Raw genomic sequence first — 24806 nt, forward strand, 5'->3', positions numbered from 1 at the left:
ACGGATTCGATACAGACGGCGCCGACCGTCTCGGGAAGCGGCCTTACGGTGCGGTCACAGCTCCGCGGACCGCCCCGAAAGCTCGGCCCGCAGGTTTCGGGCAGCCTGGGTGAGCGCCTCGTCGCGGCGGCGGCGCGGACGCGGCACGTCGATCGTCATGTCGGCCGCGACCCGGCCCGGGCTTCCTGCCAAGACCACGACGCGGTCGGCCAGGGTCACGGCCTCGTCGATGTCGTGGGTGACGAACAGGATGGTCTTGCCGGTGGCGGCCTGGATGCGCTGCAACTCGTCCTGCAGGCCCTCGCGGGTGAAACTGTCGAGTGCGGAGAACGGCTCGTCCATCAGGAGCACGTCCGGGTCGACGGCGAGGGCGCGCGCGATGGCGACGCGCTGGCGCTGCCCGCCCGAGAGCTGGTGTGGCCAGCGCTGGCCGTATTCGCCAAGTCCGACGAGGTCGAGCATCTCCTGCGCCTTGGCGAGGCGCTGAGGCTTCGACAGGCCGCTGCCTTCCAGGCCGAATGCCACGTTGGCGACGACCCGGCGCCAGGGGAGCAGGCGGGCGTCCTGGAACACCAGCGCCATTGGCGTGCGGCAGCCCTCGCGCGTGGCGAGGCGCACCGTTCCCCCGCTGGGGGCGGCGAGGCCGATGAGAACGCGCAGGACGGTGGATTTACCGACGCCGGATTCGCCGACGATGACCACGAACTCCCCGCGCGCGATGGAAAGGTCGAGCTCCGACAGGATGACGTTGCGCACCCCGTCGCGCTCGTAGGCGAGGCTCAGGCCGCGTATGTCGATGATCGGGTCCATCAGGCGCGCCACCGCAGGAGCCAGCTCTGGAGGGCGACGAAGCCGGTATCGAACAGCCCGTAGAGGCCGGCCATGGTGAGCATGTAGACGACCACGATATCGGTGGAGAGGAGGCTGGAGGCCTGCATCATGCGCGCCCCCACACCCGGCACACCGAAGATCTCGGCGGCCACCACCGCCATCCAGGCCTGGCCCAGCGCCGTGCGCAGGCCGACGAGGATGCCAGGGGTCGCGGCCGGCAGCAGGATCTTGGTGAGACGCGCCAGGGGCGAACGGAAGCCGAAGGCCTGGGCGACCTCCACGAGATCCCGGTCCACCCCGCGTACCGCCCCCTGCGTCGCGAAAAACACGATCCAGAACACGCCGATGGCGATGATGAACACGGCGGCCGAGGGTTGGACCCCGAACCAGATGATGGCGAAGGGCACCCAGGCGAGGCCGGGAATGGGCCGCAGCAGGCGCACGACCCAGGCGGTGAGTGCCTCGAAGCCCCGGAACATGCCCACCAGGATGCCGAGTGCGATGCCCGCCCCTGCGCCGACGGCGAGGCCGACGAGGTAGTGGCTCAGGCTCGACAACACCGCCTCGCCCCAGACCCCGAGACGAATCTCGTTGAGGAAGGCGGCCGGGATCGTGCTCGGCGGCGGCAGGAAGGCCGGGTTGATCAGCCCGAGCCGAGGCATCGCCTCCCAGAACAGGAGGAAGGCGACGAGTCCGAGAGCCGCGAGGGCGGGTGCGCGAAGGGCCTTCATCCGATCAGCGCGCGATCGCCTTCTCGTAGTAGCGCGAGTCGAACAGCCCATCGAGGGGCACGTCTTTCTCGAGGGCGCCGATGGAGACCTGATAGGCCTGCATCGCCTTGGTGGCGACGATGATGGCGCGCGGATCGACGGTGAACTTCGCCGCCGGGGAGGTGAGGGCCTTCTGGATCGTGGCGAGGTCGACGATGCCCTTGCCGAGGGCGGCGAGCACGTGGGGCGCGGCCTTGGCCGAGTCGGATTTCAGCAGGGTGTCGGCGCGGATGAGGGAGCGCACCAGGGATTCCACGGCGCCGGGATTCCGGTCGGCATAGGCGCCGTAGACGCCCACCACCGTGCCCGGCTGGTCGGGGAACATCTCGGCTCCGTTGGCGATCAGCTTCACGCCCGGATTGCGGCCCTGGATGATGGTGAGGGCCGGCTCGCGGATCGAGGCGCCGTCGACGGCGCCGGCGAGAATCGCCTGCTGCGTTGCGTCGATGCCCATGGGCACCACCTCGGCATTGGCCTTGTCGGCCTTCGCCACCTGCCACAGCCAATGCTGCAGGGTGGTGTTGGGCACCGAGCCAAGGGGCTGGGTGGCGAGCCGCGCGGAGCGACCCTCCTTGGCCTTGAACTGCGCGAAGGCCTCGGCCTTGCTGGCGCCGTTGGCGAAGAACGGGGCGAGCTTCGGCCCGGCCACGAACACCATCTCCTCCACCGCCGTGGAGGCGACGACGCGGACATCGATGTTCTTGGTGCGCGCCACGGCCAATGGCGCGACGCCGGCCACGTAGACGTCGATCGTGCCTGAGGCGAGGGCCTGGATCATGTTCGGGCCGGATTCGAAGGTGGTGAAGGAGGGGCTAAGGCCCGCCTCCTTGAGCCAGCCCTCGCCGTCGGCGACGAAGATCGGCGAGGCGCCGATGACCGGGATGACGCCGATCCGCATGGGGATCGGAGCCGTCTGGGCGGAGGCGGGGGCCGCGATCAGCCAACCGGCCAGGGAGGCCAGGATCGTCGCGATGACGGGAAGGGCAGGGCGCATCGAAGGGTCCGGATTCCGGGAAAGCAGGTCGGCTCGCGGCGAGCCGTGGCCCGGCCATGCCACAGGAGCCGCGTTCTTCAAACACCGTTGCGCGAAAGAACGACCCGCTTTGCGAATCTAAGGACGCCCTTCCACGGCCAAGCTTGAGGGGAGAGGCTTTATTCCCCAACCCCGGGCGTCCGGCCGGAACGGCCTTGGCCGTATTCAGTTGAGAGGCAGGACCTCGTGAAGAGCAAGGCCTCGGCCGCCCATCGAGACGGCCGACCAACGACAAGGACAGACGCCATGAGCTTTCTCGGCAGCATCGTCAGCAAGATCCTCCATCCGTTCGGCGGCGGAACCACCTCGGCGGATGCCGCACCGGCAAACGCCCCGGCCGGCTCCACCACCACCGCCCCCACGGAATCGGCGGCCGCTCCGAAGGCCGGCGAGCCGGTGGACGTGGAAGCCGTGCTGAACGGCATGGCCGCGAAGAACTCCCAGACCCTCAACTGGCGGACCTCCATCGTCGACCTGATGAAGCTCCTCGACATCGATTCGAGCCTCAGCGCCCGCAAGTCGCTCGCCGACGAGCTCCACTACACCGGCGACAAGGAAGACTCGGCCACGATGAACGTCTGGCTGCACAAGCAGGTCATCAAGAAGCTCGAGGAGAATGGCGGCAAGGTGCCGGCCGACCTGAAGGATTGATCGCAGGGGAGCGTCCCCCTCTCCCCGCGCGCGGGGAGAGGATCGCGGACACCTCGTCGTGTCCGCGATGAGCGAGAGGCGAAGCCGAAGCGGGGGTGAGGGGGCGATTCCGAAAGAGACTCGTCCGTCATCGCCCCCTCACCCTCGGCTGCCGCCTCGACGCGCCGACGACGAGGTCGTCGCGTCCCTCTCCCCGCGAGCGGGGCGAGGGGATCCAAACACCTTCACCCCCGCGCGCGACAGCGCCGGGGGCATGGCCCAGAAGAAGCCCCGAACAGGGGACGCGGGACGCCGCGAAACCCATTGAGCGCTATAATAGTGTGCCGGTTCCCCGGCGTCCCGTCAGGCTCCGGCGTTCCCGCCGGGGCCTGTTTTTTCGTCGCGGTGTCTCCAGCGGTCCTCGCGTTGCGTCGCGCCTGAGGTGGTCGTGTTGCATCCCAGCCCGGCTGTTCGAACGGACTTTGCCCCGCACGCCCCCCAGACTATCGAGCCGCCGCCCGGGGCGATGGTGACCGACACCACCGACGCAGGCACCGCCCCGCCGCCCCTTTCGGCCCACCCGGTCGGTCACCGGGCGAGCCCCCTTCGCTGGGCGGCAGGTGTGGGGATATAGGCATGGGATAGGAATTTTGTCAAGACGTTTAACTTGCAAAACTTGCCTAAGCGACCGACCTTCCAAAACCTGCAAAATTTGTTTGCCGTAAATTTAAGATTTACTATTCAAATTTCCACAAAAACTCATTAATTATACCTAAAATCAAATAACAGCAACTCGTCATTTGAATAATACATCAATTTACCAAGAATTTTACTTAGATATGGTAGATTTAATAATAGTTATATTCTACTAAATGAATCAAAAATTTTATAAAGTGAATGCTATTCGATTTTTGTCGCCCAATTACCCCGCAAATGAAACCATTTGGACCTCAGCGCCGCGACATCCTTCATTTGGATGATGCAACCAAATGGCGCTTGTCATATGGAAATTGAACTCACCACGGACGCACATTATCGATGCAAATTATTCCGCCACCAGAACAACAAAATCAACAACAAGATAATACTATTCGCGATAACCAAAACAGAATTGAATATTATTATGATTCCAAGCATACGAATCCAAACCGGCAATCGTAAGCTATACAAACCTCAAATATACTATAACTGACAAAAACTGAAATCAAATAATACTTGACAATACCGGTTAATAAAGATCGCCATTCATAGCAAAGGGGAACAACAATGCGCACCGTAGTCTATCCATCAGATGTATTAGCACTGACAAATAGAAACGACGATTATAAGATGAATTTCGTCCTTATTAGCGCTGGAGATGTGAGCTATTATTCACTCCCGCGTGGACTTAACGGACTTGCCGGGAATGATACTTTGCAAGCTCTGTCACCGACCGTTATTATTGACGGCGAAAGTTATATCAAATTTCGGGGAGAGAATTTTCTTTATAATGGCGCCTTCCTTTCCGGCGGATATGGCAACGACGTTGTCTACGGTGGAACCGGCGACGACACGCTCCGTGGGGACGAAGGCAACGACTTCCTTTCAGGCGGCGCAGGCAACGACGCTCTTGAAGGGGGTGAAGGCAACGATACTCTGGACGGAGGCAGCGGAAATGACACGCTTGCGGGCAGTGGTTTTGACATTCTCCGTGGCGGAGACGGAAACGATTCGTTCGACGTGCGCTTTTCCTTCGGCGAAACTGGAAAAGTCGATGGCGGCAAAGGATCCGATCATGTCAACCTTAATGGTCACGCAGTCGGCGCAAAATTTACAAGCATAGAATTTGCACACTTAGGCATAACATCTGTTTCTAGCTCACAGCTAAACAGCCTTGGTAAAATATTTGCTGACTACACATCGGACATAACCATGCTGTCGGCGGGAACGGTTGGACCCAATTTTGCAGCGACCGCCGGCGGCAAATATCATAGTGGCCAGACGGCATCGATTACTGGCTCGCTTGGTGCCGATACCATCTATCTTGCAGGCGTGTCCGTCTCCTGGTATATCAGCGATGGTGAAGCCGAAGATGAGGGTGCTAGTAACGACAGTCTGATCGGTGGGTCCGCAGACGACTGGCTGACGGCCTGGGGCGGCGACGACATTCTCCGTGGAAACAAAGGAAACGATTTCCTGCGTGGTGGAGACGGCAACGACGTTTTGGACGGCGGAGCAGGCGAGGATTCAATGGATGGCGGCCTTGGAAATGATATCTACTATATCAATAACCCTGGCGATCGCATCATTGAGGTAGTAAATTTAGGGGTTGATACGCTGTATACTAGTATCAATTACACACTCAGCGACAATTTAAACATTGAAACTCTGCGGGCGAGTGCGGGAACGCTGGGTATTAAGATTGCAGGTAATAAATTCACGAACACTCTCGTCGGCGGTGAGGGCGACGATGTCCTCATTGGGGGATCGGGCCGCGACATCCTTGTGGGTGGGGCAGGATCAGATACCTTCACTTTCAGGTCGATCCGCGACAGCATCAACGGGAGCGCGGGCAGAGACCAAGTTAGCGATTTTCTGACTGGAACCGACCGCATCGATCTATCAGCGATACAGGCTAATACATCAGCGAGTTCGGACAAGCCCTTTAACTATATCGGGTCCGGAGCATTTACGAAATCGGCCGGTGAGTTGCATGCCATCAGGTCTGGTAGCTCAACGATCATTGAGGGCGATGTAACCGGAGACGGCAAGACCGATTTCCAGATCGTACTTCGGGGGATCGTCGACGTTCTGCAGACTTCCGACTTCGTCCTCTGAGCCTATGAGCCTCCGCAACGACGGGGGGACTTGTCTCGCGTGGCGTTTGGATATCGACCTCCAGACAAGTCACTCCTCCTTTCACCGCCCAGTCCTCACCCGCGTCCAATTCCGCGTCGCGAACCGCTGCGTCCGGTCATCCCAGGCCTGGTTCGTAAACAACCGCTGCATCGTCGCCTCGTCCGGGTAGATGCCGGCATTCGAAAGAATCTCCGGCTTCACCAGGGGTTTCGCGGCGAGGTTGCCGCTGGCATAAGCGACGAAGTTGGTGTTGGCCGCCGCCACGTCGGGGCGCATCATGTAGTCGATGAAAAGGTGGGCCTCCTCGGGGTGGGGCGCGTCCTTCGGGATGGCGAAGGCATCGAACCACATCAGCGCGCCTTCCTTCGGGATGAAATAGGCGATCTCGACGCCGTTCTTCGATTCCTCGGCGCGTTTCTTGGCCTGCATCACGTCGCCGGAATAGCCGACCGCGAGGCAGAGATCGCCGTTGGCGAGGCCGTTGATGTATTCCGAGGAGTGGAATTTTCGCACCGAGCCGCGCACCTTGAACAGCGCGTCGGTGACCTGGGAGATGTCGTCCCAGCGCTTGGTGTCGGGCTTGAGGCCATAGGCCGGCAGCATGCTGGGGATCAGGTCCTCGGGGCTGTCGAGCATCATCACCCCGCAATCCTTGAGCTTGGCCATCAGGGTGGGGTTGAGCACCAGCGTCCAGGTGTTGAGCGGCTGGTTGGGGCCGAGGCGCTCGCGCACGGGGCCGAGATTCACGCCGATGCCGGTGGTGCCCCACATGTAATCGACCGCATAGGTGTTGCCGGGGTCGTAGACCGCGAGGCGCTGGGCGATCTCGGGCCAGGCGTGTTTCAGGTTCGGGATCTTGGCCTTGTCGAGGGGCCGGAACACGCCGGCCTTGATGAGCCGCTGCAGGAACGGGCCGGTGGGCACCACGAGATCGTAGCCGGACTGGCCGGCGAGCAGCTTCGTCTCCAGGATCTCGTTGTTGTCGTAGGTGTCGTAGACGACCCTGATCCCGGTTTCCTTGGTGAAGGCCTCCAGGGATTTCGGATCGATGTAATCCGACCAGTTGTAGATGTTGACCACGCGCTCCTGCGCCTTCGCCCCCGCCGAATTGAGCAGGGCGAAGGCGAGGAACAGGGACCCGAGAAGGCTGAGCGCCAGCGCGATCATCAGGACGGCGAACACGATACGACGCATCGGCGGGCTCTCTTGTCTCGGGACCGGGTCGGGATCAGGCGGGGAGCTTGGCCGCGACGACGACGATCTCCACGAGGTATTCCGGCCCCGCGAGCTTGGCTTCCACGGTGGCGCGGGTGGGCGGGTTCTCCTTCGAGACCCAGGCATCCCAGGCCGCGTTCATCTCGGCGAAGGTCGCCATGTCGGCGAGATAGATCGTGGCGGAGATGAGCCGGGTCTTGTCGCTGCCGGCGAGCGCCAGCAGCCGGTCGATCTCGTTGAGCACCTCCTGCGTCTGCGCGGTCACGCCGGCCCCCACCGTTGTCCCCGCCACTTGGCCCGCGAGGTAGACCATCTCGCCATAGGTGACGGCCTGGCTCATGCGGGCGCCGGATTCGAAACGGGTGATGGTGGTCATGGATCGCTCTTCATGGGGCGCCGCGCGGGCGCGTCGTCGGGGCAAGCGTTGTGCCGCGCGCCACGCATCCGCGTAAAGGGGAGGGCGGCGGCCAAGGTCGAGAATGCGACACAATCGCCGTCCCGCGGCGCAACCCATCCCGCGATGCGGCGTTGCATGAGCACAAACGGTCAAGTCCGGGCGGGACAATCCCGGCCACCGCGTTTCGAGGATCAGCTCATGGATATCATCTGGACCATCATCATCGGCTTCCTGGCCGGTGTCGTCGCCAAGTTCATCATGCCGGGCGACAAGGAGCCTGCAGGGTTCATCCTCACCACCATCCTGGGCATCATCGGCGCCTTCGTCGCCACCTTCCTCGGTCAGGCGCTCGGCTGGTACGGTCCGAACCAGGGCGCGGGCTTCATCGGAGCCGTGGTCGGCGCCATCGTCGTGCTCGCCATCTACGGCTTCATCGCCAGCCGCCGCACCACCACCCTCTGAACGGACGTCACGGCGCGGGCCTCGGGTCCGCGCCTTTCGCGTTTCATCGGACAGACAAAAGGGGCGCCCCATCGGAGCGCCCCTTTTTCGTGTCCCGGATCAGGAGATGTAGCCGGCCGACTTGACCGGGCAATGGCCGGTGGCGCCGCGGATAGCGAGGCCGGCGCCGACCACCAGGGCCGCCAGGCTGAGCCACTTGTTCGGGCGGGGCTGGGCAGCGGCGGCGGCGATGCCGAGGCCCAGAACGACGGACACGGCCCGCTCGGTGGTCGACAGGTTGGTCTCGCCTTCGAAGATGCTCGGAATCATCGGATCGGCCATGGTCTCACATACTCCTCGTGTTGCATCGCGGGGCGAACGCGGCGGGAGGATGGGTGTTCCTCATGATCTGACCGGGGCGTTGACGCATCCTCGCCCCAAACGAAAAGCGCGGCCCCTTGCGGAGCCGCGCTTCTCATTCTCGATCAACCCTCGGGGCTGAGACGGCTTACGCGTCCTGGCGGGGTCCGCGGGCGCGGTCCTGCTCGGCGTTGCGCTCGGCCTTCAGCTTCTCGGTGAGGTCCTCGCCGGTCTCCTGGTCGACGACCTTCATGGAGAGGCGAATCTTGCCGCGATCGTCCGCGCCGAGGAACTTCACCTTGACCTTCTGGCCGTCCTTGACGACGTCCGTCACCTTGGCGACGCGCTGGGCAGCGAGTTCCGAGATGTGGACGAGGCCGTCCTTGGCGCCGAAGAAGTTCACGAAGGCGCCGAACTCCATGCACTTCACGACGGTGCCGTCGTAGATCATGCCGACTTCGGCTTCCGCCACGATCGACCGGATCCAGTTATAGGCGGCCTTGATGGCCTTGCCGTCGCTGGAGGCGATCTTCACCGTGCCGGTGTCGTCGATGTTGATCTTGGCGCCGGTCTTCTCGACGATCTCGCGGATCACCTTGCCGCCGGTGCCGATCACTTCCCGGATCTTGTCGGTGGGGATCTGCATGGTCTCGATGCGGGGCGCGTATTCGCCGAGCTCGGGACGGGCATCGGTGAGGGCCTTGGCCATCTCGCCGAGGATGTGGACGCGGCCTTCCTGCGCCTGATGCAGGGCGACCTTCATGATCTCCTCGGTGATGCCGGCGATCTTGATGTCCATCTGCAGCGAGGTGATGCCGGCTTCCGTGCCCGCCACCTTGAAGTCCATGTCGCCGAGGTGATCCTCGTCGCCGAGGATGTCGGACAGCACGGCGTAGCGCTCACCCTCGAGGATGAGGCCCATGGCGATGCCGGCCACCGGACGGCGCAGGGGCACGCCGGCATCCATCAGCGACAGCGACGCGCCGCAGACGGAGGCCATCGAGGAGGAGCCGTTGGACTCGGTGATCTCGGACACGACGCGGATCGTGTACGGGAACTCGTGGGCCGGCGGCAGGACGGGGTGCACGGCGCGCCAGGCGAGCTTGCCGTGTCCGATCTCGCGACGACCCGGGGAGCCCATGCGGCCGGTCTCGCCCACCGAGTAGGGAGGGAAGTTGTAGTGCAGCAGGAAGGTCTCCTTGTAGGTGCCTTCCAGCGCGTCGATGAACTGCTCGTCCTCGCCGGTGCCGAGGGTGGCGACCACGAGGGCCTGGGTCTCGCCGCGGGTGAAGAGCGACGAACCGTGGGCGCGCGGCAGCACGCCGACCTGCGACACGATCGGGCGCACGGTGCGGACGTCGCGTCCGTCGATGCGGGAGCCGGTGTCGAGGATGTTCCAGCGCACGACCTTGGACTGCGCTTCCTTGAACGCGGCCTTGACCTTCTCAGGGCTGAACTTCTGCTCGCCCTCGGCCGGACAGAGAGCCGCGATCACCTTCGCCTTCACGGCGTCGACGGCGGCGTAGCGCTCCTGCTTCACGGTGTTCTTGTAGGCGTCGCGGAGTTCCGCTTCACAGACGTCGAGCACGGCCTTCTCCACGTCGCCGTTCTCGGGCGCTGAGAAGTTGCGGGGCTCCTTGGCGGCCTTCTCGGCGAGGCGGATGATCGCATCGATGACCGGCTGGAAATGCTTGTGGCCGAACATCACGGCGCCGAGCATGGTCTCTTCGTCGAGCTCCTTGGCCTCGGATTCCACCATCAGCACGGCGTCCTGCGTGCCGGCGACGACGAGATCCAGGGTCGAGTTCTCGAGCTCGGGAACCGGCGGGTTCAGGATGTACTGGCCGTTGACGTAGCCGACGCGGGCCGCGCCGATCGGGCCGGTGAAGGGCACGCCAGACAGGGTCAGAGCGGCGGAGGCCGCCACCATGGCGAGGATGTCGGGATCGTTCTCGAGATCGTGGGTCAGGACGGTGACGACGACCTGGGTGTCGTTGCGCCAGCCTTCGACGAAGAGGGGGCGGATCGGGCGGTCGATGAGGCGGGAGACCAGCGTCTCCTTCTCGGAGGGACGGCCTTCGCGCTTGAAGTATCCGCCGGGAATGCGGCCGGCGGCGTAGGCGCGCTCTTGGTAGTTCACGGTGAGCGGCAGGAAGTCGATTCCGGCCTTGGGCTCCTTGCCCGACACGACGGTGGCCAGCACCGAGGTCTCGCCATACGTCGCCATCACGGCGCCGTCGGCCTGGCGGGCGACCTTGCCCGTCTCGAGGACGAGCTTGCGGTCGCCCCAGATCAGCTCTTCACGTTGTACGTCGAACATATGTCATGCCTTCCTGCGGTCGGGCGTGCCCGGCGCCGCCAGGGGCAAGACGGCGAGGAGTTCCGCGCCTTACCGGCGAAGAACTCCTGGCGATCCTGTCCCCGACGAGTGCGCCTCGAAGCGGCCCGATGGTCGCGCGGCCAGACCCATTCCGGCAGCGCGGGACGTCAATGAAACGCGGCCCTGAGCCAGGCTCGGGACCGCGAAAATCGCCTTAGCGGCGGATGCCGAGACGCTCGATGAGGCTGCGGTAGCGGGCCTCGTCCTTGCGCTTGACATAGTCGAGCAGCGAGCGGCGCTGCGAGACCATCTTCAGGAGGCCGCGGCGGGAATGGTTGTCCTTGCCGTGGGTCTTGAAGTGGCCGGTGAGGTTGGTGATCCGCTCGGTGAGGATCGCCACCTGGACCTCCGGAGAACCGGTGTCCTTGCCGCCGGTCGCGTATTCCTTGATGAGCGCAGTCTTGCGCTCGGCCGAAATCGACATCGCATTCCCTTTCGATACGGGTTTTCGGGTCGAGACGGTCCTCCTCAGGAGGGACCGCCTCAGCCTGGGACGGGGCCTGTGCCGGGATGTCGTCCAGCACGGTCGCGTTCACAAGCAGGTTTGGCCCCGTGCCCGTTTCCGGGTCGAGGCACTGAGACACATACACGAATCCGGGTCGCGTGCCACCCCCCGCGCCACCCCGGCGGGCCGTTGCCGGGCCGTTGCCCGGCCAGGGAACAGAATTTCCCCACTGCTGTGCCGGACCGGCACCCGCACCAACGTCTTTATTCAGCACAGAGTCATCCAATCTGCAGATTTCTTTTCCATCGAAGTGTTACAGTCGGCGCTTAATTCAATCATTGTCACGGACCAACAGAACATTCATATGGTTGGAGCTAGTCGGAGACCCCCTTTCGCCGAACAATCTGCCATATCGACGGAAACACAATGGATAGAATCGCCGTAAGAGTCCTGAAGCCAATAGCCTTCGCGGCACTAACATTTGGCGCAAGCTACTACTTATTCCATTCAGCATTCATTTCACTGATCCTTAGTCTAGTCCCCCTCTTACTCGGATGGCTGGGTGTGTTTGAAACGTTTTCGTACACGATCGCAGCAGCTTTATTCATCGCCGCCATCGTCTGGTGCGTCGTTCCGGTGGATATGAAGAATCTGGTGGAGCTACAGACCCAGGCTGCAGTCAAGGAATTCACGGCGGCGATGCCCACGCCAACAAAGCCCGACTGAGACTTTCCAACTGCTTCCTCGGGTGGCTCGATGGAAGCGCCTGACGAATCAGGCCGTCAGCGCCTCGCTCACGCCGCGGATGTCCCGAACCAGGGCGTCGATGCGATCCGGATCGGAATCCCAGGCGAACATGAACCGGGCGCCTCCGCCGATAAATGTATAGAAACCCCACCCCCTCTTCCGCAAAGCCTCCAGCCGCTCGGGGGAGGCCTTCAGGAACACCGCATTGGCCTCCACCGGGAACATGGCGGTGAAGCCGGGGCATTCCGCCACCGAAGCGGCGAGGTGTTGCGCGCAGGCATTGGCATGGACCGCGTTGCGGAGCCAGGCGCCGCCTTCCAGCATTCCGACCCAGGGGGCGGTGAGGAAGCGCATCTTCGAGGCGAGTTGACCCGCCTGCTTGCAGCGATAGCCGAAATCCTCGGCGAGGGCAGGATCGAAGAACAGGATCGCCTCGCCTGCTGCCATTCCGTTCTTGGTGCCACCGAAGCAGAGCAGATCGACGCCGGCCCTCCAGGTCATCTCCGCCGGCTCGCAGCCGAGGCTGGCGCAGGCATTGGCGAAGCGTGCGCCGTCCATATGAAGGCGCAGACCAAGCTCACGGCAGGCAGCGGAGATCGCCCGGATCTCGTCGAGCGAATACACCTGCCCCGTCTCGGTTGGCTGTGTGATCGTAACGACCCGGGGCTTGGGAAAGTGGATGTCCGAGCGGCCGGAGGCGAGCCCGCGGATGAGGGCGGGGGTGAGCTTGCCGTCGGCGCTCGCCGCCACCAGCAGTTTCGAGCCGTTGGAAAAGAACTCCGGCGCGCCGCACTCGTCGGTCTCCACATGGGCCGAGGCCGAGCAGATGACGCTATGGTAGGATTGGCACAGGGAAGCCAGCGCCAGGGAGTTCGCGGCGGTACCGTTGAAGGCGAAGAACACCTCCGCATCCGGCTTGTCGAACAGGTCGCGGAACGCGTCCGATGCCCGCTTCGTCCAGGCATCCTCGCCATAGGCGGGCACCGAACCGCCATTGGCCGCTTCGGTGGCGGCCCAGGCCTCGGGGCAGATGCCGGCGTAATTGTCGCTGGCGAATTGCTGGGGTTCGGTCTTCATCATCGCTTCGCCTTCCGTCGGTCCCGCAGGAAAGCCGAAGCGACGCGTGGCGAAACCCGTTTCGTTGCCGGTTCGGCCACATCCCCTCCAGTCGATGAGGGCTCCACCTTGCTCGGATCAGCAGGTTGGCGTCGGGCGTCGCCGCGACTCTTGATGCAAAGGGAAGCTTAACAGCGCGCGGGGCCAGCCGCAACGCGACGAGAGTGATGGTTGCCGCCCGTCCTCCGACACTCGAAGGACGGGCGGGGAACTACCTTCAGGCCGTCGGGCGACCCGAGCGACCGGAATAGCGGCGACGGAGGTAGGAGACGACTTTGGGGAGAAGGAAGGCGAGGATCAGCTTGCGCATGCGCGACACTCCGGAAAGGGAAGAAGATACGGCTCCATCCGGAGCCGCCTGTCTGGAGAGCAATGATCGGCCCGGCGTTGCGTTCCTTGGCCGGCTTCACAGATGGGATGCGACGGCTCGTCAGAGCTCCAGCGTCAGCGTGACCGGGACATGGTCGGAGGGACGCTCCCAGCCGCGCGCCTCGCGGAAGACGTCCACCGCGCGGGCGGTGCCGTCGAGATCCGGCGAGACCCAGACATGGTCGAGGCGACGCCCCTTGTTGGCGCCGGACCAGTCGGGCGAGCGGTAGCTCCACCACGTGTAGATCTTCTCCGGCTCAGGCGTCAGGACGCGGGCGGTATCGATCCAGCCGGCCTCACCACGCAGGAGCTCCAGCGCTTCCGTTTCTACCGGCGTGTGGCTGACGACGGAGAGAAGCTGCTTGTGCGACCAGACGTCGTGCTCGAGCGGCGCCACGTTGAGGTCGCCCACCAGGATCGCCGGGCCGGCCATGCGCCGCCCGCCCCATTCACGCAGGTCGCGGAGGAAATCGAGCTTGTGGGCGAATTTCGGGTTGAGGCCGGCATCCGGAACGTCGCCGCCGGCCGGAACGTAGAAGTCATGAATCACGAAGCCGGCGGCAGCGCCCGCCTCCGGCCCGAGCGCCGCCGAGATGTGGCGGGCATCCGGCTTCCCGCAGAAGGCCATGACGTCGCGGGTGAGCAGGGGAAAGCGCGACAGGATGGCGACGCCGTTATAACCCTTCTGGCCGGCGAACACGACGTTCTCGTAGCCCGAGCCGCGCAAGGCCTTGAGGGGAAAGGCATCGTCCGGGCATTTCGTCTCCTGCAGGCAGAGCACATCGGGCTTCACCTCGGCGAGAAACCGAAGGACGAGATCGATGCGCAGCCGCACCGAATTGATGTTCCAGGTGGTGACGGAGAGGCGCAACGGGTCTAGCTCACATATGTCATAAGGATCGGGACCGGCCGCTTCGATAGACCGGATCGGCCCGCCCGTCGCCGCACAATTGCCGCGTTCCATCGTCGAGAGGGATGCGCCGTCGCAGATACTGGAAGGATCGCCCGTCGTGTCGCGCACCCGCTCTGCGCTTTTCAATATTTACTGGGCCGCCTGGACCGCTTGTTTCGCGCTGCCCCTCGTGGTGCTCGCGATCCTCGGTTGCCCGACACGGCCGATCCGTGCGGCGACGCGGCTGTGGTCGCGCGGCATCCTGTTCGGCCTGCGTCACATCGTCGGCCTGACCTATGTGGAGGAGGGGCGCGCGCGCATCCCCTCCGAGCCGTGCCTGATCGTGGCCAACCACCAATCGGCCTGGGAGACCCTGGCCTTTCTCATCCTGATCCCGAACGTCGCCATCGTGGCCAAGCGCGAACTCGTGGCGATTCCCATCGTCGGCTGGTTCCTGCGCCGCTCGCCGATGATCATCATCGACCGGGCCAACGGCACCCAGGCCCTGCGCACGATGATCGACGAGAGCCGCCTCGCCATCGCGGAAGGCCGCTCCATCCTGATGTTCCCGGAAGGCACCCGGAGCACCATCGACGCGCCGGTGCAGTTCAAGCGCGGGGTCGAGCTGCTCTATGCCAAGCTCGGTCTGCCCGTCCTGCCGGTGGCGGTGAATTCGGGCCTGTACTGGCCGCATGGCGGCTCGCGCCACATCCCCGGGACGGTGGTGGTGAGCTACCTGGAAACCCTGAAGCCGGGCCTCTCGGGCGGAGAGTTCATGCGGGGCACGCAAGACGCGATCGATGCCGAGCTGAACCGTTGGCGGAGCGGAACAACAATGGAGCTTCAGGCGTCCTGATCGAAAGCCCTCCCCCCTCAGCGGGGGAGGGTGCCTGCGGAGCAGGCGTGAGAGGGCGCGACCTCTCCGAATGGCTCACGCCTCTCATCCGACCCGCTGACGCGGGCCACCTCCTCCCGCAGAGGGGAGAAGGGAGGCGCTCGCGATCACTGCGCCTTGATCTGCTTCTCCATCGCCTTGTCCTCGCTGCGCCCGTAATTGATGAAGAACTGGCTGCCGTCGATGGCCTTGCCCTTCTGCAGGTTCGAGAGCTGGACCGTGGTCTGGTAGCCTTGCGGATCGGTGATCCGCCACTGGCTGAGCGTCTTCACCTCGGCGTCGAAAAACAGCTGGATCTTCGAGGTACCGCCCAGTGTCGCCCGGTCCTCCAGCGAGATGCGGATGCCGCCCGGATCGTTGGCGATGTCCGACACGGTGAGGTCGCGGGCGAGGTCGATCTTGTCGCGCAGCAGGAATTTCAGCGGCGTCTGCGAGATGAAGTAGAGGTCCTGGGTCTTCAGCTTGCGGTCCTTCACCGCCACCGACGTGCCGTCGGCCACCACCTCCATAGGGGAGGGCTGGTCGTAGTCGAAACGCAAGCGGCCGGGCTTGGCCAGCGTCAGCTTGCCCCCGATGCGGCGCCCATCGGCGGCGATCTGGACGAAGTTGCCGCTGAGCGTGGTCATTCCGTTGAAATAGGCATTGGCCTGGGCGAGCACGGCGGCGGGCTCGGCATCCAGCATGGACGACGCGGCGGTGGGGGCGCCGACGGCGGCGACCTTGGCGGGCGCGTCCGAGGGCGCAGCCTTCGCGGCGGGTTTCGCGCCGGAGGCGGCCTTGTCCGCCCCCGCCTTGGCGTCCTTGGCGGGTTTGGGCGCCTGGGCCGCCGGCTTCTTCGGCGCGGTGGGAGCGGCCGGGGGCACTTCCGGCTCGGGAGCGGGGGCCGGCGCGGGCTGCTCCTTGCGGCCGAACAGGCCGTCGAGGAAGGACGAGACCTGCGCCGTGGCCGGCGCGGGTTGGAGGCTGGCCGCCAGCACGAGGAGCGAGCCGGCGGCGAGAAGGTGGCGTCGGCCGGTCATCCTGGGGCGTTCTCCGAAGTCGGGTGGGGTTCGGCTTAGAACTCGACCCTGTGGCGAATATGGGACGGGACCTCCCTCGCCCCAAAAGGGAGACGGACGGTACTCACACCGTTCTCCGCTCGATCGCCTCGGATCGAGCGGTCGCCGCGGGGCTCCCTCTCCCGTGTGGGAGAGGGTACCCGCGGTACATCTCGTTCTTCGATGATCAGCCGGTTCGACGGAATCGGTCCAGCGGATCATGTCTCACTCGTCATCGTCCATCATCGACGAGGACATGGAGATCGACCCCATGCTGGACGGCGCGGTTTCCATCAGGATCTCGCGTTTGCCGGCGTGGTTGGCTTGGCCCACGATGCCCTCGACCTCCATCCGCTCCATGATCGAGGCGGCGCGGTTGTAGCCGATCTGCAGGCGGCGCTGGATGTAGCTGGTAGAGGCCTTGCGGTCCCGCATCACCACCTGCACCGCCTGGTCGTAGAGGTCGGCCCCCGCATCGATCCCGCCGCCCGCATAGGCGCCGGCATCGAAGATCGGCGCGTCGATCTCCTCGGCCTCGGCGGCCGCCGCCTTGTCGGCCTTAGAGGCCTTGGCCGGCTTCTCCTCGGGCGGGTTCTCGTCCACGGTGACGGCTTCGAGATAGGACGGCCGGCCCTGGCGCTTGAGATGGGCGACCACGCTCTCGACTTCCGAATCCGAGCAGAACGGGCCGTGGACGCGGGTGGTACGGCCACCACCCGCCATGAACAGCATGTCGCCCTGGCCCAGCAGCTGCTCGGCGCCCATCTCGCCGAGGATCGTCCGGCTGTCGATCTTCGAGGTGACCTGGAAGGAGATCCGGGTCGGGAAGTTCGCCTTGATCGTGCCGGTGATGACGTCCACCGAGGGACGCTGCGTCGCCATGATGAGGTGGATGCCGGCTGCGCGCGCCATCTGCGCGAGACGCTGGATCGCGCCTTCGATGTCCTTGCCGGCCACCATCATCAGGTCGGCCATCTCGTCGACCACGATGACGATGTAGGGTAGGGCCGAGAGGTCCATCTCCTCCGTCTCGAACACCGCCTGGCCGGTCTCGCGGTTGAAGCCGGTATGGATCTCGCGAGTGATGATCTCGCCCTTGGCCCGCGCTTCCGCCATCCGGGCATTGTAGCCGTCGATGTTGCGGACCGCGATCTTGGACATCTTCTTGTAGCGCTCTTCCATCTCGCGCACGGCCCATTTGAGGGCGATGACCGCCTTCTTCGGGTCGGTGACGACGGGGGAGAGCAGGTGCGGGATGCCGTCATAGCGCTCTTCCATCTCGCGCACGGCCCATTTGAGGGCGATGACCGCCTTCTTCGGGTCGGTGACGACGGGGGAGAGCAGGTGCGGGATGCCGTCATAAACCGACAGTTCCAGCATCTTCGGGTCGACCATGATCAGGCGGCACTCTTCCGGCTTCATCCGGTAGAGGAGCGACAGGATCATGGTGTTGATCGCCACCGACTTGCCCGAGCCGGTGGTGCCGGCCACCAGCAGGTGGGGCATCTTGGCGAGATCGGCGATGATCGGTTCGCCGCCGATGTTCTTGCCGAGGCACAAAGCGAGCTTGTGCTTGCTGATGCAGAAATCGGCCGAGGACAACAGCTCGCGCAGGTAGACGGTCTCGCGGGTCTCGTTGGGCAGTTCGATGCCGATGACGTTACGGCCGGGCACCACCGCCACGCGGGCCGAAACAGCCGACATGGAGCGGGCGATGTCGTCCGAGAGGCCGATGACGCGGCTCGACTTGGTGCCGGGGGCCGGCTCCAGTTCGTACAGCGTCACGACAGGGCCGGGGCGCACGGCGAGGATGTCGCCGCGCACGCCGAAATCCTGCACCGTTTGCTGGAGGTTCAGCGCGTTCTGCTCCAGCACGTCGGCATCGACCTCCTCGGTGCCGGTCACCGGCGGCTCGGCCAGCAATTCCAGCGAGGGGTGCTCGTAATCCTCGTTCTCCACCAGCGACATCGGCGTATGCCGGCCGGCCGGGATCAGTGTGGCGCGGGGCTCGGGGAAGATCGCGCGCGACGGAGACGGGGCGGGCGGCGGAGCCGGCAGGGCGAGGACGGGAGCCGGGGCTTCCTCCATCTCGACCGGTGCGGCGGCTTCGGGGACGGCTGGCGCTTCCGCCACCTGAGGCTCGGGCTCCGGAGCCGGGGCGGCGGCCTTAGGGTTGCGCAGCAGGACCGGGCGCGGCGGCAGTGGCGTGAAGACCGGAGCGGCCCTGGCAGGGGAGGGGGCCTGCATCGGAGTGGCTTGCGCGAAGGAGGCGTCCATGACGGGAGCTTCCGCGACGGGGGGCTGCATCACCGGAGCTTGCATGACGGGAGCTTGCGCCACCGGGGCGGCGGGCATGCGGGCCGGGCGGATCGCCGCGCGGGCGGCCATGGCGGAGACGGCAACCGAACGCTGGGGAGCCGGCCCGGTCTGCTCGATGACGAGAGCCAGGGTGGCCGCCTCGGCGACCTCGGCGACGCGGTCCTCGTGGCTCGGCTCGTCCCGGACGGGCGCGGACTGGCCATAGTCTTGGCCGTTATCCTGGCCATTGGCGGGCAGGGGCGCGCCGCCGCGGTCGAACCGCATCAGCCGGTCGAGGACGTAGACGGGGCTGGGCGGCAGCGGGCGCAGGAGCGAGATGTCCACGGGCGGCGAGACCATGAAGGGTGAGGTCTCGTCCTCCTGCGCGCTGACCGGAGCGAGATCCGGCACCGGAGAAACCGCTGGCACCGGAGACATCTCCGGCACGGGAGAAACTTCCGGCACGGCCTGAGCCACAGCCTCATCGGAATCGGCCTGGATCGCCGACCATGTCTCGACGGCGGTCGAATCCTCGCCATCGAACCAGGCGCGCATGGCGGCCCAATCCGGAACCTCGGTCCAATCGCGGTCGACGGGCAGCGGCGCCGGCTCGGCGGCGGCCACCGGCTCGCTCACCGATGCGGGGATCGGAAGGGGCTCATCGACGATGGCGGCGAGGACGGCCTGCGGGCGACGATCGGGCGAGCGGAAGAAGCGCACGCCGGGCGGCGGGGTATAGGGCTGGCGCCACAGGGGCTGCGGCGGCTCAGGGGGGATCGCGGCGAGAAGCGCGGCCTCGGCCGCCTCCTGGGCGGCACGTTCCGCTTCCGCGGCGGCGAGGGCGGCGCGTTCGGCGGCCTGCCGTGCTTCGTCCTCGGCCTGCCGCGCGGCGCGGACCTGCTCCTCCTGCGCCAGGCGCTCGGCATCGAGCGCCCGCTGGCGACGCTCCTGCAGCACCGGATCCGGAGTGCGGGTGTAGCGTACCGCCGGGGCATCCTGCTCGGGCGCGGAATGGGCCGGCGCGTCGTAGCCCTCCGGGGTGATGGAGGCGGGACGACGCGGCGAACGGATCAGCACGCGCGGGCTCGATGCGCCGTGGTCGATCCGGCTCTCGCCGGTCGAGTCCATGGCCGCGATGCCCGAGGAGCGGGCGAGATCGGTTGTGGCGCGGTCGTCGAAGACGTGGTCCGGCCAGGCCTGCGCCTCGGCCCATTTGCCCTGCTCCAACCAAGGCTGGGCCTGGGGAGCAGGGGCGTCGTGCACCATGTCCCGGGGGGCCGTGAGCCAGGATTGCGCCGGGCGCGGCGAGACCAGGCTCGGGCGCTGGGGCGGTCCGGCGAGGCGCCGGGTCAGGCTTGCGCGCAGGCTGATCAGCCTGTGCGCGAGGGCGCCCAAGGTCAGGCCGGGGCGGTCACCACCGCGTCCGGGCCGAGAGGGATCACGATGAGAATAGGGAGGCCGTCCCGATGCGCGCATGATGCTCTGAATTGACTCGTAGGGTACCGGTCCGCGTCCTCGACAGGAGCGGTTCTTCCCCAAGCTAGGGCCAACGTCGTTAACAGACGCTTGCCCGTATCCCGCGAAGTGTCGGATTGCCGAGGGAACGCGACGCCGCCTCCCCCTGGAGCCCCGGCGCGTAACCGGTTAGGTTAGGGAACCCAATGAAGCGCTTCGGATCACACGGGTTTCCTTCGGCGACCCTGCCGGTCCGTCCCCGCGCCATGCAGATAGTGCGTCACACTCGCTAGAGGCCCCCTGCCCCTTGGCCGAAACGACACGAAGAACCGCCTTCAAGTCCCTCTATCGTCACGGTTTCGCCCGTGTGGCGGCCTGTGCCGGGCGTAGCCATCCGGCCGACCCGGAGAGCAATGCCGATGGAATTCTGTCGCTCGCCGAGGAATGCCATCGAGCGGGAGCGGTCCTCGCCGTGTTCCCGGAACTCTGCGTCTCGGCCTATTCCATCGAGGACCTGCTGCTGCAGGCGACCCTGCTCGACGCAGTGGAGACGGCACTCATTCGCATCACCGCCGCCTCGGCCGAGCTGACCCCCATCCTCGTCGTCGGCGCGCCCCTGCGCTGGCGCCACCGCGTCTACAATTGCGCGGTCGCCATCCACCGGGGCCGGGTGCTCGGTGTGGTGCCCAAGAGCTACCTGCCGAATTACCGGGAATTCTACGAGAAGCGCCATTTCGCCTCCGGCGCCGGTCTCTTCGGCGAGTCGATCACCCTTGGCGGCGGTGTCGTCCCCTTCGGTCCGGACCTGCTCTTTTCGGCCGAGGACCTGCCCGGCTTCACCCTCGGCATCGAGGTCTGCGAGGACCTCTGGGTGCCCGCCTCCCCCGGCACGGATGCGGCCCTGGCCGGCGCCACCGTGCTCGCCAACCTGTCGGGCAGCCCGATCACCGTGGGGCGCGCGGAATCACGGGCCATGCTCACGCGGTCGGCCTCGATGCGCTGCTCCTGCGCCTATGTCTACGCGGCGGCGGGCCTCGGCGAATCCACCACCGACCTGTCCTGGGACGGCCAGACCAGCATCGACGAGGTCGGCATCCGCCTCGCCGAGGGCGAGCGCTTCGCCGCCGGTCCGGTGGCGACGCTGGCCGATATCGACCTCGATCTCCTGGCCCAGGAACGGCTCCAGACCGGAAGCTTCGACGACAATGCACGCGGGCGTGGGCTGTCCTACCGCACGATCCGCCTCCGGCTCGATCCGCCCTCGGGCGATCTCGGCCTGAGGCGCCGGGTGGAGCGCTTCCCCTTCGTACCGGCCGATATCGGCCGCCTCGCCCAGGATTGCTACGAGGCCTACAACATCCAGGTGGCGGGCCTCGCCCAGCGTCTCGCCGCCACCGGCACGAAGAAAGCAGTCATCGGTATTTCGGGCGGCCTCGATTCGACCCATGCCCTCATCGTCGTGGCCAAGGCCTTCGACAGGCTCGGCCTCCCACGGACGAACATCCTCGCCTACACCCTGCCGGGCTTCGCCACCTCGGACGCCACCAAGGCCAATGCCCACGCGCTGATGGCAGCCCTCGGCACCACGGCGGGGGAGATCGATATCCGGCCGGCGGCGCGGCAGATGCTCGCCGATATGGGCCACCCGTTCGGGCAGGGGGAGCCGGTCTACGACGTTACCTTCGAGAACGTGCAGGCGGGACTGCGGACCGATTACCTGTTCCGGCTGGCCAATCAGAATGGCGGCATCGTCATCGGCACGGGCGACCTGTCGGAACTGGCGCTCGGCTGGTGCACCTACGGCGTCGGCGACCAGATGAGCCATTACGGCGTCAATTCCGGGGTGCCCAAGACGCTGATCCAGCATCTGATCCGTTGGGTCATCGCCAGCGGCCAGATCGGCGAGGGCGCCAACGCCACCCTGCAGGCGATCCTCGCCACCGAGATCTCGCCCGAACTCGTACCCACGGAGGAGGGCGGCACGCCGCAAAGCACGGAGGCCAAGATCGGCCCCTATGCGCTGCAGGATTTCAACCTGTTCTATACCCTGCGCTACGGTTTCAAACCGTCGAAGATCGCCTTCCTCTCCCTCCATGCCTGGGGGGATGCGGAGCGCGGCGCATGGCCACCGGACTTTCCCGAGGGCAAGCGTCAGGCCTATGGGCTGCCGGAAATCCGCGCCTGGCTCGGCGTGTTCCTGCAGCGCTTCTTCGGCTTCAGCCAGTTCAAGCGCTCGGCCATGCCCAACGGCCCGAAAGTCGCGGCCGGGGGCTCGCTCTCGCCGCGCGGCGACTGGCGCGCACCCTCCGACGGCAATGCCCGGATCTGGCTCGACGAGCTCGCCCGCAACGTCCCCGAAAACTGATCGACATAGTCCGGTCCGATTATGGCACTATCGGCTGAGTCGGGGTGGCCAGTCGGAGACCGACCGATGCAAAGCTACAACGTGTTCTGCCTGAAGTCCGTCAGCGGCCTGTGCTGCGCGGTACCGGAGTGCCGTGCCGTTCCGAGCTTTCTGAGCGCACGGAACTGGGCGTTCAGCGGCCGCCTGCGCGACGAAGCCGAGGCCCCGGCCGATTTCGACGAGCGGGCCGCGACCACTGCGGTGCGCTTCAACGGCTTCTACCTGTTCGAGACCATGGACCGGCGCTTCAACTGAGCGGGTGCGCCCTCGCCGCGGCGATCATTCCTTAAGGGGCCCCATGCGAGTGTCCCGCCGGTCGCACCAAGCGGAGCCGGAGACCGGCCGTCATGTCGGACAATCGCAAGGAAGCGCGGCAGAGGACGTTCCTCAAGGGCCGCATCATCTTCAACAACGGCGCGTCGAGCATGGATTGCCTCGTCCGCGATATGTCCGCGACCGGTGCGCGCCTCGCGCTGACGGAGACCGCGACCCTTCCGGAGATGTTCGACCTCTTCATCCCCCAGAAAGAGCGGACCTATAAGGCGAACCTGCGCTGGCGCCGCGCCGATGGCATCGGTGTCGCCTTCGCGGACGAGACCACGGCCGCCACTCCGGTTCCGCCGCCCCAGGACGATCCGGCCGCGATGCTGGCCCTGATCCGTCGCATCGCCGAACTCGAAGCCGAGAACGCCGCCTTGCGCCGGCTGATCGCCGCGACGCCGGCGCCTGCCAGCGTCGCCTGATCGTTCACGCCGCGTCGAGGGCCGCCCGGATCTGCGCCGCGTGGATGCCGAGAAGATCGCTGTCGGCCATCCCCCCCGTATGCCGGCCCAGCGCCACGCCGTCGAAGCGCGGCACGATGTGGATGTGGAGGTGGAACACCGTCTGTCCGCCGGCGGGCTCGTTGTACTGGAAGACCGTCAGGCCATCGGCCGCGAAGGCCGTCTTCACCGCGCGGGCGACGCGTTGCACGGTGGCAATGGTCGCGGCCAGCGATGCGGGATCCGCATCGAGCAGGCCGCGCGCCGGGGCCTTGGGGATGACCAGAGTATGGCCCGGCCCCTGGGGCATCACATCCATGAAGGCGAGGGTGTGCTCGTCCTCGTAGACCTTGTGGGCGGGAATTTCGCCCCGCAGGATCTTGGCGAAGACGTTGTCGGGATCATACTGCGCAGCTTCGACGTTTGAGGGCATGGGCCGGTCTCCATCGCGGATGTGCGTCTGCGGTTTTCCGGCCGGACCTTGCACAGACTGGCCCCCGGCGTCCACGGCGAGGGGATCGTCCCTTCGATGAGAGTTTCGCCGGCATGGCGCATGAGAGCAACGGCGCGATCTACACCGCCGCAGGGGCCAACCTCGCCATCGCGGCGGCGAAGTTCGTGGGCGCCTTCTTCACCGGTTCCTCGGCCATGCTGGCGGAGGGCGTGCATTCGCTGGTGGACACCGCCAACCAGATCCTCCTCCTCGTCGGCCTGTCGCGGGCCAAGAAACCGGCCGATGCGCGCTTTCCCTTCGGCTATGGGCGCGAGGTCTATTTCTACGCCTTCATCGTCGCGCTGTTCATCTTCCTCGGCGGCGGCGCCTTCGCGGTCTACGAGGGCATCCACAAGATCCACTACCCGGAGGCCTCTGCCGACGCGGTGATCTTCGGCCGCACCATTCCGGGCTTCTGGGTCAACCTCTCGATCCTCGGCTTCGCGGTGCTGGCCGAGGGCTATTCCTGCGCCGTCGCCCTCAAGGCGTTCTGGGCCGAGAAGGGCGATCGGGAGGCGATCACCGCGATCCGCCGGAGCAAGGATCCAGCCCTGTTCACGGTCCTGATCGAAGATGTCGCCGCTCTTCTCGGTCTGACGGTCGCGCTGGCAGGCGTGATCCTCGCCGAATGGCTGCAGATGCCCGCCCTCGACGGCTGGTCGTCCATCGGCATCGGCGCGATCCTGATCGGGATGGCGCTGTTCCTGATGATCGAGACGCACGGCCTCCTCGTCGGCGAGGCGGCCGCCCCCGAGACCGTGGCGGCGATCGAGGAGACGGTGCGGACGGAGCCCGGCGTCCGCCACGTCAACGCGGTGCTGACCCAGCATCTCGGCCCCTCCGACATCCTGGTGAATGTCAGCCTCGACATGGAGGACGACCTCAAGGCCGGCGAGGTCGAGGCGATGGTCGGCCGCCTCGATGCCCGGCTGAAGGCGCGCAATCCTGCGGTGAAACGCGTCTTCATCGAGATCCAGGCGAAGGACTCCGCCGCCTGAA

Annotated in this window: 22 protein-coding genes and 1 riboswitch; of the genes, 9 read left to right on the forward strand and 13 right to left on the reverse strand. The window is 65.6% G+C overall.

All coding sequences use genetic code 11. The features are described from left to right. Positions 1-54: 54 nt before the first annotated feature. The 3 genes from ASF32_RS10625 to ASF32_RS10635 are packed head-to-tail and all read right to left on the reverse strand — an operon-like array spanning position 55 to position 2595. Complete coding sequence (locus ASF32_RS10625; protein WP_056427726.1) at positions 55-810, reverse strand: ABC transporter ATP-binding protein; 756 nt, start codon at positions 808-810, stop codon at positions 55-57. Continuing rightward, positions 810-1562, reverse strand: coding sequence for an ABC transporter permease (locus ASF32_RS10630; RefSeq protein ID WP_056427537.1), 753 nt, complete (start codon positions 1560-1562; stop codon positions 810-812). Before ASF32_RS10630 ends, ASF32_RS10625 begins: the two co-directional genes overlap by 1 nt. A gap of 4 nt (positions 1563-1566) precedes the next feature. Then, the gene (locus ASF32_RS10635) at positions 1567-2595 is read right to left on the reverse strand and encodes an ABC transporter substrate-binding protein (RefSeq protein ID WP_056427540.1); all 1029 of its coding nucleotides are present in this window, start codon (positions 2593-2595) and stop codon (positions 1567-1569) included. A gap of 285 nt (positions 2596-2880) precedes the next feature. Between ASF32_RS10635 and ASF32_RS10640 the strand changes: the two genes are divergently transcribed. Continuing rightward, positions 2881-3285 (forward strand): DUF3597 domain-containing protein, encoded by a 405-nt coding sequence (locus ASF32_RS10640; RefSeq protein WP_056427543.1) that lies wholly within the window; start codon positions 2881-2883, stop codon positions 3283-3285. A gap of 1308 nt (positions 3286-4593) precedes the next feature. Next, positions 4594-6081, forward strand: a complete 1488-nt coding sequence (locus ASF32_RS26850) for a calcium-binding protein (RefSeq protein WP_280136554.1) — start codon at positions 4594-4596, stop codon at positions 6079-6081. Between the two features lie 81 nt (positions 6082-6162). On the opposite strand, the gene ASF32_RS10655 is transcribed toward ASF32_RS26850, so the two are convergent. Both ASF32_RS10655 and ASF32_RS10660 read right to left on the reverse strand, forming a co-directional pair. Further along, entirely contained in the window at positions 6163-7296 is a 1134-nt protein-coding gene (locus tag ASF32_RS10655; RefSeq protein WP_200919089.1) for a polyamine ABC transporter substrate-binding protein, read from the reverse strand. 34 nt (positions 7297-7330) lie between these two features. Continuing rightward, positions 7331-7693 carry a RidA family protein gene (locus tag ASF32_RS10660; RefSeq protein WP_056427551.1) on the reverse strand — a complete coding sequence of 121 codons (363 nt, stop codon included), beginning with the start codon at positions 7691-7693 and terminating at the stop codon, positions 7331-7333. A 219-nt stretch (positions 7694-7912) separates the two neighbouring features. On the opposite strand from ASF32_RS10660, the gene ASF32_RS10665 reads away from it, so the two are divergent. Next, positions 7913-8176, forward strand: a complete 264-nt coding sequence (locus ASF32_RS10665) for a GlsB/YeaQ/YmgE family stress response membrane protein (protein ID WP_056427555.1) — start codon at positions 7913-7915, stop codon at positions 8174-8176. A gap of 99 nt (positions 8177-8275) precedes the next feature. Here the strand turns inward: ASF32_RS10665 and ASF32_RS10670 are convergent, their stop codons facing one another. From ASF32_RS10670 to rpsO, 3 genes are all read right to left on the reverse strand, one after another. Continuing rightward, positions 8276-8497, reverse strand: coding sequence for a DUF2892 domain-containing protein (locus ASF32_RS10670; protein ID WP_056427558.1), 222 nt, complete (start codon positions 8495-8497; stop codon positions 8276-8278). 166 nt (positions 8498-8663) lie between these two features. Beyond that, a complete protein-coding gene (gene pnp, locus ASF32_RS10675; protein ID WP_056427561.1) occupies positions 8664-10835 on the reverse strand; it encodes a polyribonucleotide nucleotidyltransferase in 2172 nt (723 codons plus the stop codon). Positions 10836-11049: 214 nt separating this feature from the next. Then, positions 11050-11319 carry a 30S ribosomal protein S15 gene (gene rpsO / locus ASF32_RS10680; protein ID WP_018044126.1) on the reverse strand — a complete coding sequence of 90 codons (270 nt, stop codon included), beginning with the start codon at positions 11317-11319 and terminating at the stop codon, positions 11050-11052. A 447-nt stretch (positions 11320-11766) separates the two neighbouring features. Between rpsO and ASF32_RS10685 the strand changes: the two genes are divergently transcribed. Beyond that, complete coding sequence (locus tag ASF32_RS10685) at positions 11767-12066, forward strand: hypothetical protein (RefSeq protein ID WP_056427564.1); 300 nt, start codon at positions 11767-11769, stop codon at positions 12064-12066. A 48-nt stretch (positions 12067-12114) separates the two neighbouring features. On the opposite strand, the gene ASF32_RS10690 is transcribed toward ASF32_RS10685, so the two are convergent. Further along, a complete protein-coding gene (locus ASF32_RS10690) occupies positions 12115-13167 on the reverse strand; it encodes a low specificity L-threonine aldolase (RefSeq protein ID WP_156467761.1) in 1053 nt (350 codons plus the stop codon). Positions 13168-13214: 47 nt separating this feature from the next. Continuing rightward, positions 13215-13326: riboswitch (SAM-I-IV-variant riboswitch) on the reverse strand. Between the two features lie 307 nt (positions 13327-13633). Then, positions 13634-14443, reverse strand: a complete 810-nt coding sequence (locus ASF32_RS10695) for an exodeoxyribonuclease III (protein ID WP_056427567.1) — start codon at positions 14441-14443, stop codon at positions 13634-13636. Positions 14444-14582: 139 nt separating this feature from the next. On the opposite strand from ASF32_RS10695, the gene ASF32_RS10700 reads away from it, so the two are divergent. Beyond that, on the forward strand, positions 14583-15320 hold the full coding sequence (locus ASF32_RS10700) for a lysophospholipid acyltransferase family protein (protein ID WP_056427735.1): 738 nt from the start codon (positions 14583-14585) through the stop codon (positions 15318-15320). Positions 15321-15466: 146 nt separating this feature from the next. On the opposite strand, the gene ASF32_RS10705 is transcribed toward ASF32_RS10700, so the two are convergent. After that, on the reverse strand, positions 15467-16378 hold the full coding sequence (locus ASF32_RS10705; protein WP_056427570.1) for an outer-membrane lipoprotein carrier protein LolA: 912 nt from the start codon (positions 16376-16378) through the stop codon (positions 15467-15469). A 243-nt stretch (positions 16379-16621) separates the two neighbouring features. After that, positions 16622-20170, reverse strand: a complete 3549-nt coding sequence (locus ASF32_RS10710) for a DNA translocase FtsK (RefSeq protein ID WP_056427573.1) — start codon at positions 20168-20170, stop codon at positions 16622-16624. Positions 20171-20456: 286 nt separating this feature from the next. Between ASF32_RS10710 and ASF32_RS10715 the strand changes: the two genes are divergently transcribed. The 3 genes from ASF32_RS10715 (at position 20457) to ASF32_RS10725 (ending at position 23296) form a co-directional block, all read left to right on the forward strand. Then, positions 20457-22514 carry an NAD(+) synthase gene (locus ASF32_RS10715; protein ID WP_056427576.1) on the forward strand — a complete coding sequence of 686 codons (2058 nt, stop codon included), beginning with the start codon at positions 20457-20459 and terminating at the stop codon, positions 22512-22514. 66 nt (positions 22515-22580) lie between these two features. Further along, on the forward strand, positions 22581-22808 hold the full coding sequence (locus tag ASF32_RS10720; RefSeq protein ID WP_056427579.1) for a hypothetical protein: 228 nt from the start codon (positions 22581-22583) through the stop codon (positions 22806-22808). Between the two features lie 92 nt (positions 22809-22900). Continuing rightward, positions 22901-23296 (forward strand): PilZ domain-containing protein, encoded by a 396-nt coding sequence (locus ASF32_RS10725; protein ID WP_056427582.1) that lies wholly within the window; start codon positions 22901-22903, stop codon positions 23294-23296. Between the two features lie 4 nt (positions 23297-23300). Here the strand turns inward: ASF32_RS10725 and ASF32_RS10730 are convergent, their stop codons facing one another. After that, positions 23301-23747, reverse strand: a complete 447-nt coding sequence (locus tag ASF32_RS10730) for an HIT family protein (protein ID WP_056427585.1) — start codon at positions 23745-23747, stop codon at positions 23301-23303. Positions 23748-23860: 113 nt separating this feature from the next. Here ASF32_RS10730 and ASF32_RS10735 point away from each other — a divergent pair, with 113 nt between their 5' ends. Then, complete coding sequence (locus ASF32_RS10735; RefSeq protein WP_056427588.1) at positions 23861-24805, forward strand: cation diffusion facilitator family transporter; 945 nt, start codon at positions 23861-23863, stop codon at positions 24803-24805. Position 24806: the final 1 nt, after the last annotated feature.

This window comes from Methylobacterium sp. Leaf91 (assembly GCF_001422815.1).
Lineage (GTDB): Bacteria > Pseudomonadota > Alphaproteobacteria > Rhizobiales > Beijerinckiaceae > Methylobacterium.